Source organism: Priestia sp. FSL W8-0001 (genome assembly GCF_038050335.1).
Classification (GTDB): Bacteria; Bacillota; Bacilli; order Bacillales; family Bacillaceae_H; genus Priestia; species Priestia flexa.
Genome location: NZ_JBBPAL010000001.1, coordinates 100,001 through 114,899 on the forward strand (window position 1 = coordinate 100,001; position 14,899 = coordinate 114,899).

At 38.7% G+C, this 14,899-nt stretch carries 13 protein-coding genes, 2 rRNA genes and 1 other annotated feature (1 of these 16 only partly in view); all 15 genes read left to right on the plus strand.

Annotated elements, in window-relative coordinates:
- A 23S ribosomal RNA gene (locus MKZ18_RS00520) occupies positions 1 to 545 on the plus strand (it extends 2,390 nt beyond the left edge of the window).
- Positions 546 to 646: 101 nt separating this feature from the next.
- Positions 647 to 762: ribosomal RNA gene (gene rrf, locus MKZ18_RS00525) — 5S ribosomal RNA — on the plus strand.
- A 204-nt stretch (positions 763 to 966) separates the two neighbouring features.
- Entirely contained in the window at positions 967 to 1,428 is a 462-nt protein-coding gene (locus MKZ18_RS00530) for a CtsR family transcriptional regulator (RefSeq protein WP_061784785.1), read from the plus strand.
- A gap of 37 nt (positions 1,429 to 1,465) precedes the next feature.
- The gene (locus MKZ18_RS00535; RefSeq protein ID WP_025909696.1) at positions 1,466 to 2,005 is read left to right on the plus strand and encodes a UvrB/UvrC motif-containing protein; all 540 of its coding nucleotides are present in this window, start codon (positions 1,466 to 1,468) and stop codon (positions 2,003 to 2,005) included.
- Positions 2,006 to 2,009: 4 nt separating this feature from the next.
- The gene (locus MKZ18_RS00540) at positions 2,010 to 3,077 is read left to right on the plus strand and encodes a protein arginine kinase (protein WP_025909697.1); all 1,068 of its coding nucleotides are present in this window, start codon (positions 2,010 to 2,012) and stop codon (positions 3,075 to 3,077) included.
- A 19-nt stretch (positions 3,078 to 3,096) separates the two neighbouring features.
- Positions 3,097 to 5,538 (plus strand): ATP-dependent protease ATP-binding subunit ClpC, encoded by a 2,442-nt coding sequence (clpC, locus tag MKZ18_RS00545; RefSeq protein WP_061784784.1) that lies wholly within the window; start codon positions 3,097 to 3,099, stop codon positions 5,536 to 5,538.
- Between the two features lie 123 nt (positions 5,539 to 5,661).
- On the plus strand, positions 5,662 to 7,041 hold the full coding sequence (radA, locus tag MKZ18_RS00550) for a DNA repair protein RadA (protein ID WP_025909699.1): 1,380 nt from the start codon (positions 5,662 to 5,664) through the stop codon (positions 7,039 to 7,041).
- A gap of 5 nt (positions 7,042 to 7,046) precedes the next feature.
- Positions 7,047 to 8,123: a DNA integrity scanning diadenylate cyclase DisA gene (disA, locus tag MKZ18_RS00555; RefSeq protein ID WP_061784783.1), complete on the plus strand. Its 1,077-nt coding sequence runs from the start codon at positions 7,047 to 7,049 to the stop codon at positions 8,121 to 8,123.
- A gap of 142 nt (positions 8,124 to 8,265) precedes the next feature.
- Positions 8,266 to 9,363 carry a PIN/TRAM domain-containing protein gene (locus MKZ18_RS00560; RefSeq protein WP_061784782.1) on the plus strand — a complete coding sequence of 366 codons (1,098 nt, stop codon included), beginning with the start codon at positions 8,266 to 8,268 and terminating at the stop codon, positions 9,361 to 9,363.
- 25 nt (positions 9,364 to 9,388) lie between these two features.
- On the plus strand, positions 9,389 to 10,078 hold the full coding sequence (gene ispD, locus MKZ18_RS00565; protein ID WP_025909702.1) for a 2-C-methyl-D-erythritol 4-phosphate cytidylyltransferase: 690 nt from the start codon (positions 9,389 to 9,391) through the stop codon (positions 10,076 to 10,078).
- A 12-nt stretch (positions 10,079 to 10,090) separates the two neighbouring features.
- Entirely contained in the window at positions 10,091 to 10,570 is a 480-nt protein-coding gene (gene ispF / locus MKZ18_RS00570; protein WP_061784781.1) for a 2-C-methyl-D-erythritol 2,4-cyclodiphosphate synthase, read from the plus strand.
- A gap of 101 nt (positions 10,571 to 10,671) precedes the next feature.
- The gene (gene gltX / locus MKZ18_RS00575) at positions 10,672 to 12,129 is read left to right on the plus strand and encodes a glutamate--tRNA ligase (RefSeq protein ID WP_061784780.1); all 1,458 of its coding nucleotides are present in this window, start codon (positions 10,672 to 10,674) and stop codon (positions 12,127 to 12,129) included.
- Positions 12,130 to 12,163: 34 nt separating this feature from the next.
- Positions 12,164 to 12,387 (plus strand) — a binding site (T-box leader).
- A 49-nt stretch (positions 12,388 to 12,436) separates the two neighbouring features.
- Positions 12,437 to 13,090 (plus strand): serine O-acetyltransferase, encoded by a 654-nt coding sequence (gene cysE, locus MKZ18_RS00580; RefSeq protein WP_025909705.1) that lies wholly within the window; start codon positions 12,437 to 12,439, stop codon positions 13,088 to 13,090.
- Positions 13,080 to 14,477, plus strand: coding sequence for a cysteine--tRNA ligase (gene cysS, locus MKZ18_RS00585; protein WP_025909706.1), 1,398 nt, complete (start codon positions 13,080 to 13,082; stop codon positions 14,475 to 14,477). The genes cysE and cysS overlap by 11 nt, the downstream gene beginning before the upstream one ends.
- Before the next feature lie 7 nt (positions 14,478 to 14,484).
- Positions 14,485 to 14,898 (plus strand): Mini-ribonuclease 3, encoded by a 414-nt coding sequence (locus tag MKZ18_RS00590; RefSeq protein WP_061784779.1) that lies wholly within the window; start codon positions 14,485 to 14,487, stop codon positions 14,896 to 14,898.
- Position 14,899: the final 1 nt, after the last annotated feature.

A 14,899-nucleotide genomic window follows, 5' to 3' on the forward strand; every position in this document is an offset into this window, starting at 1 on the left:
CCTACAAGTCGAGCAGGGACGAAAGTCGGGCTTAGTGATCCGGTGGTTCCGCATGGAAGGGCCATCGCTCAACGGATAAAAGCTACCCCGGGGATAACAGGCTTATCTCCCCCAAGAGTCCACATCGACGGGGAGGTTTGGCACCTCGATGTCGGCTCATCGCATCCTGGGGCTGTAGTCGGTCCCAAGGGTTGGGCTGTTCGCCCATTAAAGCGGTACGCGAGCTGGGTTCAGAACGTCGTGAGACAGTTCGGTCCCTATCCGTCGTGGGCGTAGGAAATTTGAGAGGAGCTGTCCTTAGTACGAGAGGACCGGGATGGACACACCGCTGGTGTACCAGTTGTCTTGCCAAAGGCATCGCTGGGTAGCTATGTGTGGACGGGATAAGTGCTGAAAGCATCTAAGCATGAAGCCCCCCTCAAGATGAGATTTCCCATAGCGCAAGCTAGTAAGATCCCTGAAAGATGATCAGGTTGATAGGTCAGAGGTGGAAGCACGGCGACGTGTGTAGCTGACTGATACTAATCGATCGAGGACTTAACCAAATTAGAAAAGCGAAGGCGACTAATTAGGAGCCATAGCTAGACAGTAAACCTAGTACTCAGCAAAATGTTATCTAGTTTTGAGAGAATAATCTCAAATCATGTCTGGTGGCGATAGCAGAGAGGTCACACCCGTTCCCATGCCGAACACGGAAGTTAAGTTCTCTAGCGCCGATGGTAGTTGGGACTTTGTCCCTGTGAGAGTAGGACGTTGCCAGGCATATTATTTAAAAGGATTAGCTTATAGCTAGTCCTTTTTTTATTTCTCATTAATTTCAATAAATGACGTTTTGAACCTTATTTTAGTGGAAATCATAAAAGTAAGGCAAAACTTATCAAACTACATAGTTGAAATTTTTTTCATTTCCTTTTATATTTAATTTAATAAGGTCAAATATAGTCAAAGTCAGAAGGAGGGTGCAACGTGCCAAATATCTCTGACATCATTGAACAGTATTTAAAAGAAGTGCTTGAATTAAGTGACAGAGAAATTGTTGAGATTAAACGTAGCGAAATTGCAGATCAGTTTCAATGTGTTCCATCTCAAATCAATTACGTTATTAATACGCGCTTTACGATTGAAAGAGGTTATGTGGTTGAAAGTAAGAGAGGTGGAGGTGGCTTTATCAGAATTGCTAAAGTCCGAACTCATAATGCTTCTCATTTATTTCAACAAGTCATCGATCTTATCGAATCTCAAATTTCACAGTCATATGCTGAAAGCGTCATTTTTAGGTTAGTTGGAGAAAAAGTTATTACGGAGCGAGAAGCTAAGATAATGCTTAGCGTTATTCATCGATCTGTTATTGACCTTGAGCTACCATATCGTGATGAACTTCGAGCGAAATTACTAAAAGCTATGTTGAATTCATTAAGGTATCGCTAATTGAATTGATTTTATGTAGACAGGGAGAGATGGTTGCATGATTTGTCAGCAATGTGAGATTCGACCTGCAACACTTCATTTTACGAATGTAGTGAATGGGAATAAGACAGAAGCACACCTTTGCGAACAATGCGCTGCAGAGAGTGGAGATGTATTTTCTATATCATCTCAGCAAGGCTTTTCAATTAATAGTCTATTAGCAGGACTATTAAATTTTGAACCTTCTGCTACAGGTCCGAATACAATTAAAAATGAACCACTACGTTGCCCTACATGCGGAATGACGTATCATCAATTTTCTAAAGTTGGTCGGTTTGGCTGTTCAAACTGCTATGAAACCTTTGAACAACCACTTGTTCCGTTTTTGAAGAGGTTACATGGGGGGAATTATTTACATCATGGTAAAATTCCAAAGAGAATTGGAAGTAATCTTCATTTAAAAAAGGAATTACAGGCTCTGAGATTGAATTTAAAGGAGTATATTGAAAAAGAAGAATTCGAAAAAGCTGCAGAGCTTCGAGATGAAATTCGCTTATTAGAGAAAAAAATCAATAACTCTACGGGAAAGGAGATATAGCCGCATGTCTGAACTATTCTTCACAAATCCCGTAAGCTCTTGGATGAAACAAGAAGCACCGGACTCTGATATTGTACTAAGCAGCAGAATTCGTCTAGCTAGAAATTTAACAAATTTTCTTTTTCCTACAATGTTAGTAAAAGAAAAAGCTGATGAAATTGTAAACAATTTTGATCAAGTGTTTGAAGAAATAAGGAAAATGGAAGAGTGTGAATTATCTTCTCTAAAAATGAGTGAGTTAAAGCCACTGGAGAAACGAGTACTGGTGGAGAAGCATTTAATCAGTCCTCAATTATCTGAATCTAATTCAGGGGCTTGTTATTTATCAAAGCAAGAAGATTTAAGTATTATGGTTAATGAAGAAGATCATTTACGCATACAATGTTTATTTCCAGGTCTTCAATTATCCGAAGCATTAGAACGAGCTAATGAAGTAGATAATTGGATTGAAAATCGCGTGGACTACGCTTTTGATGAACAAAGAGGCTATTTAACGAGTTGCCCAACGAATGTTGGTACAGGGCTTCGTGCCTCGGTTATGATGCATGTACCTGCATTGGTTATGACTCGTCAAATTCATCGAATTATTCCTGCAATTAATCAATTAGGTTTAGTTGTAAGAGGAATTTACGGAGAGGGTAGCGAAGCATTAGGTAATATCTTTCAAGTTTCTAACCAAATTACGTTAGGAAAATCTGAAGCTGATATTGTGTCAGACTTGAATAGTGTTGTAACACAATTAATTGCTCAAGAAAGATCTGCCAGAGATGCATTACTTAAAACGTCTCATTTGGAGTTAGAAGATCGCGTTCATCGCTCATATGGAGTATTAGCTCATAGTCGCATAATTGAATCTAAAGAAGCGTCTCAGTGCTTGTCAGATGTTCGATTAGGGATTGACTTAGGTTATATTACAAACATATCCAAAAATATTTTGAATGAACTCATTATTATGACGCAGCCAGGCTTTTTACAACAGTATTCAGGCTCTGCGTTAGATGCCCATGAACGAGATATTAAAAGAGCTACCTTAATTAGAGATCGCCTTAGTAATATTAAAAATATAGATTAACGTGGAGGGTGACAGCCGTATGATGTTTGGAAGATTTACAGAGCGTGCACAAAAAGTATTAGCGTTAGCACAAGAAGAAGCTTTACGACTTGGACATAACAATATTGGAACTGAACATATTTTATTAGGTATTGTACGTGAAGGTGACGGTATTGCTGCAAAAGCATTATCTGCATTAGGGTTAAGCACAGAAAAAATTCAAAAAGAAGTCGAAGCTCTTATTGGAAGAGGTCAAGAGTTAACTCAAACAATTCATTATACACCTCGCGCTAAAAAAGTAATTGAACTTTCAATGGATGAAGCAAGAAAATTAGGTCATTCGTATGTGGGAACTGAGCATATTTTACTTGGATTAATTCGTGAAGGTGAAGGCGTAGCTGCTCGTGTACTTAATAATTTAGGAGTGAGCTTAAATAAAGCTCGTCAACAAGTATTGCACCTGTTAGGTAGTAACGAAGCTGCTTCTAGTCATCAAGGTGGTGGAACTTCGAATGCAAATACACCAACCCTTGATAGTTTAGCTCGTGATTTAACAGTGGTAGCACGTGAAGGAAGTCTAGATCCAGTTATTGGGCGTAGCAAGGAAATTCAGCGTGTTATTGAAGTGTTGAGTCGTCGTACAAAGAATAACCCAGTTCTTATCGGTGAACCAGGTGTGGGTAAAACAGCAATCGCAGAGGGATTAGCACAGCAAATTGTTAACAACGAAGTGCCGGAGATTCTTCGAGATAAGCGCGTTATGACCCTAGATATGGGAACCGTAGTTGCTGGAACAAAATATCGTGGTGAATTTGAAGATCGTTTGAAAAAAGTAATGGATGAAATTCGTCAAGCCGGTAATATCATTCTATTTATTGATGAGCTGCATACATTAATCGGTGCTGGTGGTGCAGAAGGGGCAATTGATGCTTCAAACATTCTAAAACCATCTTTAGCACGCGGTGAATTACAATGTATTGGTGCCACTACTTTAGATGAATACCGAAAATATATTGAAAAAGATGCAGCTTTAGAGCGTCGTTTCCAGCCAATTCAAGTTGATGAGCCAACCCTAGACGAATCTATCCAAATTTTAAAAGGCTTAAGAGATCGTTATGAAGCTCATCACCGCGTATCAATTTCTGATGAAGCTATTGAACAAGCAGTAAAATTATCTGACCGTTATATCTCAGATCGCTTTTTACCAGATAAAGCAATTGATTTAATTGATGAAGCTGGTTCAAAAGTTCGCTTACGTTCATTTACGACGCCGCCTAATTTGAAAGAGTTAGAGCAGAAGCTAGAGTCAATCCGAAATGAAAAAGATGCTTCTGTCCAAAGTCAGGAGTTTGAAAAGGCTGCATCATTACGTGATACAGAACAACGCTTAAGAGAAGAATTAGAAGAAACTAAAAAAGCTTGGAAACAAGAGCAAGGTAAAGAGAATTCAGCTGTTACAGTAGAAGACATCGCGATGGTTGTATCTAGCTGGACTGGAGTGCCGGTTTCGAAATTGGCTCAGGAAGAATCAGAGCGTTTACTAAACATGGAAGAGATTTTACACTCTCGTGTCATTGGCCAAGAAGAAGCTGTAAAAGCAGTGGCAAAAGCTGTTCGTCGCGCAAGAGCAGGCTTGAAAGATCCAAAACGTCCAATAGGCTCATTTATTTTCTTGGGACCAACTGGTGTAGGTAAAACAGAGCTTGCTCGTGCTTTAGCTGAATCAATGTTTGGTGACGAAGATGCGATGATTCGTATTGATATGTCAGAGTATATGGAAAAACACTCAACTTCTCGCTTAGTAGGTTCTCCTCCAGGCTACGTTGGATATGATGAGGGTGGCCAGTTGACGGAGAAAGTTAGAAGAAAGCCATACTCTGTTGTATTACTAGATGAAATTGAAAAAGCGCATCCGGATGTATTTAACATTTTATTACAAGTTTTAGAAGACGGACGCTTAACTGATTCAAAAGGTCGCACTGTAGATTTCAGAAACACAATTCTAATCATGACTTCAAATGTTGGTGCAGATACGTTAAAACGTAACAAGCATCTTGGATTTACGGTTGAAGCAGAGGGTCAGGATTATAAGGATATGAAAGGGAAAGTTATGAGTGAGATGAAGCGTGCTTTCCGTCCAGAGTTCCTAAACCGTATTGATGAGATTATTGTGTTCCATTCGTTAGAGAAACCGCATCTAGCTGAAATTGTAAAGCTAATGGCTGATCAATTAACTAGACGCTTAAAAGAACAAGAAATTGAATTGGAATTAACAAAGGCAGCAATTGATAAGATTGCAGAAGAAGGGTTTGACCCAGAGTATGGGGCGCGTCCTCTACGTCGAGCAATCCAAAAGCATGTTGAAGATCGTTTATCTGAGGAGTTATTAAGAGGCGTCATTCAAAAAGGTCAAAAGGTAACGTTAGATGTAGAAGGTGAAAACTTTACAGTCAAGTCATCTTCACCGAGCAGTATTAGCTAAAGAATTAAGAACATGTGGGGCATACGACAAAATACGTATGCCTCCATTTTTTATTTACAATGTAAAGATAGTGTACAATAGCATCAAGGACTTTTATAAAGAACGAGGAGATTATACTAAATAATGAGTAAAAGAAAAACAAAGTTTTCATGTCAACATTGTGGGTATGAATCGGCTAAATGGATGGGAAAGTGTCCTGGCTGTGGCAGTTGGAATTCAATGGTGGAAGAAATTGAAGAGACAAAGTCTTCAAGGCGAGGAGGAGCTTTTTCTGGCGCAACGTCTACAAAGGTGCAAAAGCCTCAATCCATTACGAATATTGAATCAACGACTGAACCAAGGATATATACAAAGTCACCCGAGCTAAACCGTGTTTTAGGTGGAGGGATTGTTAGAGGATCACTAGTCTTAATTGGGGGAGATCCTGGTATTGGTAAATCAACTTTGTTGCTACAAACTTCAGCTCAGTTAGCTATGAACAAGCATAAGGTGCTTTATATATCTGGTGAGGAATCAACAAAGCAAACAAAGCTAAGAGCAGATCGCTTAGGTATTAAAGCGGAAGATTTGTATGTGCATGCAGAAACAAACTTAGAGTCAATCACAGAAGCTATCTCAAGTATGAATCCAGAACTTGTTATCATTGATTCAATTCAAACAATTTATCACGGTGACGTTACATCAGCGCCCGGAAGTGTTTCTCAAGTACGCGAGTGTACAGCAGAGTTAATGCGAATTGCAAAAACAAACGGCATAGCTATTTTTATTGTAGGTCATGTTACCAAAGAAGGGTCTATTGCAGGTCCAAGGTTACTTGAACATATGGTAGACAGTGTTTTGTATTTTGAAGGAGAACGCCACCATACGTACCGGATTTTAAGAGCAGTAAAAAACCGCTTTGGTTCAACAAACGAAATGGGTATTTTTGAAATGAAGGAAAGTGGTCTAGAGGAAGTGCTCAACCCATCTGAAATCTTTTTAGAAGAACGATCTCAAGGTGCAGCTGGTTCTGTCGTTGTGGCTTCGATGGAGGGTACTCGTCCCGTATTGGTAGAGTTACAAGCACTTATTAGCCCAACAAGCTTTGGAAATCCTAGAAGAATGTCTACAGGACTTGATCATAACCGTGTCTCGCTTATTATGGCAGTGTTAGAAAAGCGAGTAGGATTACTGTTGCAAAATCAAGATGCGTACTTAAAAGTAGCAGGTGGGGTAAAGTTAGATGAGCCAGCTATTGATTTGGCGGTTGCGGTTAGCATTGCATCGAGTTTTAAAGATGCACCTTCAAACCCTACAGACGTAGTAGTAGGAGAAGTTGGATTAACAGGTGAGGTTCGAAGAGTGTCTCGCATTGAACAACGAGTGCAAGAAGCTGTGAAATTAGGATTTAAGCGAATCATTGTTCCTGAAAAAAACTTAGGTGGTTGGAAAATACCAGAAGGCATTGACGTAGTAGGGGTGTCCACTGTGTCAGAAGCGTTACAGTACACGTTAGGAGGTTAAAAAGAATGAATGATGAAAAGATAACAGAGCAAAAGCAAATCTCTGATATTCTAGAATTTGTGGCTCCTGGAACCCCTTTTCGCGATGGTATTGAAAATGTATTAAGAGCTAAGACCGGCGGGTTAATTGTAATCGGGTACAATGATCAAGTGAAAAAGATGGTAGATGGAGGGTTTTCAATTAATTGTGCATTTACACCAGCTCACTTATATGAGTTGGCTAAAATGGATGGAGCGCTTATCTTAAATGACAGTGGTAGTAAAATTTTATTTGCAAATGCTCAATTAATGCCGGATCCATCTACTCCTTCTTCGCAAACCGGTATGCGACATCGTACAGCAGAGCGGGTTGCCAAGCAATCAGGAGTACTGGTTATTGCTATTTCACAGCGTCGAAATGTTATTACGCTGTATAAAGACTCTTCTCAATATGTATTAAAAGACATTAGCGTTATTTTAGCAAAAGCGAACCAAGCGCTTGGCACGTTGGAGAAATATAAAGCAGTTTTAGATGATTCCATCAATAGCCTAAGTGCTTTAGAGTTTGAAGAACAAGTAACTCATACAGACGTGTTACAATCTTTGCATCGCATTGAGATGGTATTGCGAATTAAAAACGAAATTTTAAGTTATATTAGGGAGTTAGGAACAGAAGGGCGATTAATTCGTCTGCAGATGAATGAATTGTTGTCTCACTTAGAAGAAGAAGCAATTTTGTTAATGAAAGATTATATGTATGATACAAGCGTAGAGCCAACAAAAGTAATTGAAAAGATGCAACAGCCATCTAATAATGTATTGCTAGATGACCAAACTCTCTTACGGCTAATGGGTTATCCAATTTATACGAGCTTTGAAGAGGGAGTTGTTCCGAGAGGATATCGAATGCTTCATAAAATTCCGCGACTACCGTCTATTATTATCGAGAACTTAATTGAAGAATTAGGCGACCTCAAGGCTATTACAGATGCAACTGTTCAGGAGCTTGATGAAGTAGAGGGTATCGGTGAAATACGTGCTCGTAAAATTCAACAAGGACTAAAGCGACTGAAGGAACAACACTTGCTAAACCGTCAGCTCTAGGATATTAATTGACTTTTTAATCTTGATTAGGATATTGTGAAAATACTAATAGAGGGACATTTTGTTTACAAATTATGTTTTCAATTAAATAAAAGGTTTCAATCATTGTAAACTGTTTATAATGATAAAAGGAGGTGATGGCGTGTTAAAACGTTTTGTTCAATTGTTTTTTATCATAACAGGTGGTACATTAGGAATCTTTCTTATCCCAGAACTTATTGAATTATTAAGTCTAAAAGATATTGCATTATTAGACAAGTCATACATTCACGCCCCTTTAGGTGCAATTCTCTTTTTTGTCATAACATTCTGGTTAGTAGATTATGTTGTAGGCTTTATTCGCCGCATCGAAGAGTCTCTTGTAAAGGCACCGGTAACAGATGTTTTATTTGGGAGTTTAGGCTTAATATTAGGGTTAATTGTTGCCTATTTAGTTGGTACGTTCCTTGGGAAAATTCAGCTGCAGGTAGTTAGTACAGTTTTACCAATCTTTTTAAGTATTTTATTAGGTTACTTAGGCTTTCAAGTAGGGTTTAAAAAGAGAGATGAGTTGGTCAATGTTTTTTCGATACCTACTCGTATTGGTAAGAAAAAAGGTTCGGAAGAAGAGCAAGAGAATAATCAATCCTTGCAGTCTTTAAAAATTTTAGATACAAGCGTTATTATCGATGGACGTATTGCAGATATATGTCAAACTGGTTTTTTAGATGGAACCATTGTCATTCCTCGATTTGTGTTAGAAGAGCTTCAGCATATCGCAGACTCATCAGATGTTTTAAAGCGCAATAGAGGTCGTCGAGGTCTTGATATCTTAAATCGAATTCAAAAGGAATTGTCTATGAAGGTAGAGATTTACGAAGGTGATTTTGAAGATATTCAAGAAGTAGATAGTAAACTTGTAAAGTTGGCAAAAGTTACTTCGGGTCTCGTCGTGACAAATGATTTTAATTTAAATAAAGTATGCGAACTGCAAAATGTAGGGGTTTTAAATATTAATGACTTAGCAAACGCAGTCAAACCAATTGTTTTACCAGGAGAAGAAATGAATGTACTTGTCATTAAAGACGGTAAGGAACACAATCAAGGTATTGCCTACTTAGACGATGGTACAATGATTGTTGTAGAAGAAGGCCGAAACTATATCGGTAAGCAAATCGATGTACTTGTGACAAGCGTACTTCAAACATCAGCTGGTCGAATGATTTTTGCTAAGCCTAAGCTCTTAGAAAAAGCCCTCTAATTTTCAGCTATAAGGGAGAAGGAACATGCAATACGATGTAATTGTTTTAGCAGCAGGACAAGGTAAGCGAATGAAAGCAGGGCGAAATAAGCAATTTCTATTAATTCGAAATGTACCTCTTCTTGTTCATACGCTAAATATATTTGAAACTGATCATACATGTAATAGCATTATTTTAGTTATTAATGACCAAGAACTAGAGGATATTACATCACTTTTAGAGCAATATCCGATGCGTAAAGTTACGGCAGTGGTGTCGGGTGGTCAAGAGCGCCAACATAGCGTGTATAATGGGTTGAAAGCCATTAAGCTGTCTAATGTGGTTCTTATACATGATGGTGCTAGACCATTTGTGAAGCATCACCATATCCACAAACTTGTAGAAGAAGCGGCAGTTAAAGAAGCGGCAACTTTAGGCGTTCCTGTTAAAGAGACGATTAAGAAAGTAGAAAACAACATCGTAGTGGAAACGATTGAACGCTCTAGCTTGTGGTCTATTCAAACCCCACAAGCTTTTCTTTCGTCTACCATTCAAAGAGCTCATAACGTAGCAAAAGAAAACGGTTATCTAGGAACAGATGATGCAAGCTTAGTGGAACAGCTAGGTCAGGAAGTAGCAATTGTACAAGGAGACTACGATAATATAAAATTAACAACACCAGAAGACTTAATTTATGCAGAAGCTATTTTAACAAAGTTGGAACAAAACAACTAAGAGGTGAAGGAAATGAATATACGTGTTGGACAAGGATTTGACGTTCATCAATTTGCAACGGGACGTCCATTAATCATTGGAGGGATTGAAATCCCATATGAGAGAGGATTACTGGGACATTCTGATGCTGATGTACTTCTGCATACGATTGCCGATGCACTGTTAGGAGCAATAGCTCAAGGGGATATTGGAAAGCATTTTCCAGACACGGATCCAGAGTTTAAAGATGCAGATTCAGCTAAGCTTTTACAACATGTGTGGAAGCTAGTGAAAGCAGAAGGTTATGCGCTCAGTAATGTAGATTGTACAATTATTGCACAGAAACCTAAGATGGCACCGTACATCCAGCCAATTCGAGAGCGTATTGCCGAACTATTAGACGCTGAAGTGTCACAGATTAATGTTAAAGCAACGACGACAGAAAAATTAGGCTTTACTGGTCGTGAAGAAGGAATTGCTTCACAAGCCGCGGTGTTAGTATATCAAAAATAACCCAGAGTCTTTAACAGAATTACATTTGGTGATAAAATTAATAATGTCGAAAAATAATAAATTACATACTTACGTAAAATAAACTGGAGGTTATCCTACTTATGTCAAAAGAAGTACGCGTTCGCTATGCACCGAGTCCAACTGGGCACCTTCATATCGGAAACGCACGAACAGCTTTATTTAATTATTTATTTGCTCGCAATCAAAACGGTAAGTTCATTATTCGTATTGAAGATACAGATCAAAAGCGTAACATTGAAGGTGGAGAAGAAAGCCAGCTTCGCTATCTAAAGTGGTTAGGCATTGATTGGGATGAAAGTATTGATATCGGTGGAGAATACGGCCCGTATCGTCAATCCGAACGTACAGAAATTTACCAAAAATATACGGACGAACTATTAGAAAAAGGTGCAGCTTACTATTGCTACTGTACAGAAGAAGAATTAGAAAAAGAACGTGAAGAGCAGACTGAAAATGGTCAAATGCCACGCTACTCAGGCAAATGCCGTAACTTAACAGAAGAGCAGCAAAAAGAATTAGTAGCAGAAGGTCGCAAGCCAAGCATTCGCTTCCGAGTTCCAACGGGTACGGTAGTGAAGTTCAACGATATTGTTAAAGGCGAAGTAGCATTTGAATCCGACGGTATCGGTGACTATGTTATCGTGAAAAAAGATGGCACGCCTACTTATAACTATGCTGTAGCTATTGATGATCATCTAATGGAAATGACGCACGTTTTACGTGGAGATGATCATATTTCAAATACACCAAAGCAAATTATGATTTATAATGCGTTAGGTTGGGAGCCGCCTGTATTTGGACATATGACATTAATTGTAAATGAAAGTCGTCGCAAACTAAGTAAGCGTGACGAGTCCATTATCCAATTTATCGAGCAGTATAAAGAATTAGGTTACTTACCTGAAGCTCTGTTCAATTTTATTGCAATGCTTGGATGGTCACCTGTAGGGGAAGAAGAAATCTTCTCAAAAGAGCAATTTATTGAAATCTTTGATCCTGCTCGTTTATCTAAATCACCAGCATTATTTGACACGAATAAACTTCGTTGGATGAACAATCAATACATGAAGCAGCTTGATTTAGATGAAGTTGTAGATCTATCTCTTCCTCATCTCGTAAAAGCTGGGCGTGTAGAAGAACAAATGACGGAAGAACAAACGAAGTGGGTAAAAGAACTAATTGCCCTTTATCAAGAACAAATGAGCTACGGTGCAGAAATCGTGGAGCTAACAGAAATGTTCTTCAAAACAGAAATTGAGTATAATGAAGAAGCGAAAGCTGTACTTGCAGAAGAGCAGGTGCCAGAGGTATTGCAAGCTTTTGCAACGGAAATTGAAGCAATGGAGACTTTTAGTCCCGAAGAGATTAAAGCAGCAACAAAAGCTGTTCAAAAAGCAACAGGTCATAAAGGTAAGAAGCTATTTATGCCAATTCGTGTAGCTACAACGGGTGAAACACATGGACCAGAATTACCAAAAGCTATTTCGCTACTTGGTAAAGCAACAGTTTTAGCTCGTCTAGCAAAAGTTTCTGGTTAACAAATTGGTTTAAAACCCATATAGTTAATATATATTGAAATCGTTGATAAGGAGAAGTAAATAGGCTATCGCTTTTTTAGAGAGGATTACCATCGGCTGAAAGTAATCTATGCGTATACCTATTGAAATGCACCTTAGAGACTTCTGTTGAAAACTGAGGTTAGTAAGCAGGAGCGGGTATCGCCGTTACACGAGATGAGTTGGAGTGCGTATCTGCACTCAAGCAGAGTGGAACCGCGTATAAGAAACGTCTCTGTGTCAGTTGACACAGAGACGTTTTTTTTATAAAAAATGGGGGGTGAAAAAGGTGATAAAGATGTTAAAAGAGGATATTGAGGTGATATTTGAACAAGATCCTGCTGCTAGGAGCTACATCGAAGTTATTTTAACGTATTCTGGGCTCCATGCTATTTGGTCACATCGTTTAGCTCACGCGTTGTTTAAACGCAAATGGTTCTTTTTAGCACGTGTAATTTCACAGGTTAGTCGCTTCTTTACAGGAATTGAAATTCATCCGGGGGCAAAAATAGGACGACGCTTTTTTATTGACCACGGAATGGGAATCGTAATTGGAGAGACTTGCGAAATAGGAGACAATGTCACGGTTTATCAGGGAGTAACTTTAGGCGGTACGGGAAAAGAAAAAGGAAAACGTCATCCAACGATTAAAGACCACGTTCTTATTGCAACGGGTGCTAAAGTTTTAGGGTCCATTACCATTAACGAAAACTCAAAAATTGGTGCCGGGTCGGTTGTCTTGAATGATGTTCCTGAGAATTCAACAGTTGTGGGAATACCAGGTCGAGTCGTCATTCAAAATGGAGTTCGTATTAAAGATTTAAATCATCAGGATTTACCAGATCCAGATGCAGAGCGATTCAAGCAGCTTGAACATCAATTAAGCGAACTACAACAAGAAATCAAGCAGCTCAAAGAAGGGAAGATTTATCATGACAATTAAGCTATATAACACATTAACTCGTCAAAAAGAAGTGTTTACACCTTTAGAGGAAAATAAGGTTAAAATGTATGTCTGTGGTCCAACTGTTTATAACTATATTCATATTGGAAATGCAAGACCCGCCATTGTATTCGATACAGTGCGTCGCTATCTAGAGTTTAGAGGGTATGAAGTACAATATGTGTCAAACTTCACAGATGTTGATGACAAGCTAATTCGAGCAGCTAAAGAGCTGGGTGAAGATGTACCAACGATTGCAGAACGATTTATTAACGCTTATTTTGAGGATACGACAGCACTTGGCTGCAAACATGCGACTATACATCCTCGCGTAACAGAGAATATGGATATTATTATTGATTTTATTGATGAGCTAGTTAAAAAAGGCTATGCATATGAGTCAGATGGAGACGTTTATTACCGCACAAGAAAGTTCGAAGGTTACGGAAAGCTTTCACATCAATCAATTGATGAGCTGCAATCAGGTGCTCGTATTGAAGTTGGAGAAAAGAAAGAAGATCCGTTAGACTTTACGTTATGGAAAGCGGCAAAAGATGGTGAAATTGCATGGGATAGTCCATGGGGGCAAGGAAGACCAGGTTGGCATATCGAGTGCTCAGCGATGGCTCGTAAATACTTAGGAGATACAATCGACATTCATGCCGGCGGTCAGGACTTATCGTTTCCTCATCATGAAAACGAAATTGCACAGTCTGAAGCATTGACGGGTAAGACATTTGCGAAATATTGGTTGCATAATGGTTATATTAATATTGATAACGAAAAAATGTCGAAGTCATTAGGAAACTTTGTACTTGTACACGACATCATTCAAAAGCACGACCCATCACTATTAAGATTCTTTATTCTATCAGTACATTACCGTCACCCAATTAATTATAACGAAGAAATCCTTGAAAATACTCGAAAAGGCTATGAGCGTTTACAAACAGCTTATGTGAACTTAAAGCACCGTTTAGAGGCAGCAACAGACTTAAACGACGGTAATTCAGAATGGCTAACTAACATTGATGAGCTTCATAACAGTTTTATTAAAGAGATGGATGATGACTTTAATACAGCAAATGCTATTTCAGTGCTATTCGAACTGGCTAAGCAAGCAAATGTATATCTACTCGAAAAGACAACATCAAAAGAAGTAATTGAAGCATTCATTAATGAATTTAACCAATTAGGTGGAGCTTTAGGCTTAACATTTGACGCTCAAGAATTAGTAGATGAGGAAATTGAAAATCTCATTCAACAGCGAATTGATGCTCGTAAAAACCGTGACTTTAAATTAGCTGATCAGATTCGCGATGAATTAAAAGCTAAGAATATTATTTTAGAGGACACGGCTCAAGGAACGCGTTGGAAAAGAGGATGATTGTTTAATGACTGAAAAAAAGTTAGATGTGAAGCAGTTGAATAGCCTAGCATTAGCTTATATGGGTGATGCAGTATTCGACTTGCATGTAAGGAAACATTTGCTTGGGTTAGGGACAGTACGCCCTAACCAGCTTCATAACAAAGCGAAAAAATATGTTTCAGCTAAAGCTCAAGCTCAGATTGTCTATCATTTTAAAGAAATTGAGTTCTTAGATGATGAAGAGCTAGCGGTGCTAAGAAGAGGACGTAATGCAAAATCAGGCACAGTTCCTAAAAACACGGATGTACAAACGTACCGCTATAGCACAGCGTTTGAAGCGTTAGTTGGCTATCATTACTTATTGGGTAACCATGAGCGTGCTCAGGAAATTATTACAAAAGCAATCTCTTTCATTTTTGAAGGAGAGGGAGGAAATTAAT

What these genes read in the sequence shown, in the direction of transcription:
- gltX (WP_061784780.1), top strand. Translation starts at nt 10,672, where the DNA reads ATGTCAAAAGAAGTACGCGTTCGCTATGCACCGAGTCCAACTGGGCAC.
- ispD (WP_025909702.1), top strand. Translation starts at nt 9,389, where the DNA reads ATGCAATACGATGTAATTGTTTTAGCAGCAGGACAAGGTAAGCGAATG.
- radA (WP_025909699.1), top strand. Translation starts at nt 5,662, where the DNA reads ATGAGTAAAAGAAAAACAAAGTTTTCATGTCAACATTGTGGGTATGAA.
- cysS (WP_025909706.1), top strand. Translation starts at nt 13,080, where the DNA reads ATGACAATTAAGCTATATAACACATTAACTCGTCAAAAAGAAGTGTTT.
- ispF (WP_061784781.1), top strand. Translation starts at nt 10,091, where the DNA reads ATGAATATACGTGTTGGACAAGGATTTGACGTTCATCAATTTGCAACG.
- MKZ18_RS00590 (WP_061784779.1), top strand. Translation starts at nt 14,485, where the DNA reads ATGACTGAAAAAAAGTTAGATGTGAAGCAGTTGAATAGCCTAGCATTA.
- clpC (WP_061784784.1), top strand. Translation starts at nt 3,097, where the DNA reads ATGATGTTTGGAAGATTTACAGAGCGTGCACAAAAAGTATTAGCGTTA.
- disA (WP_061784783.1), top strand. Translation starts at nt 7,047, where the DNA reads ATGAATGATGAAAAGATAACAGAGCAAAAGCAAATCTCTGATATTCTA.
- MKZ18_RS00535 (WP_025909696.1), top strand. Translation starts at nt 1,466, where the DNA reads ATGATTTGTCAGCAATGTGAGATTCGACCTGCAACACTTCATTTTACG.
- MKZ18_RS00540 (WP_025909697.1), top strand. Translation starts at nt 2,010, where the DNA reads ATGTCTGAACTATTCTTCACAAATCCCGTAAGCTCTTGGATGAAACAA.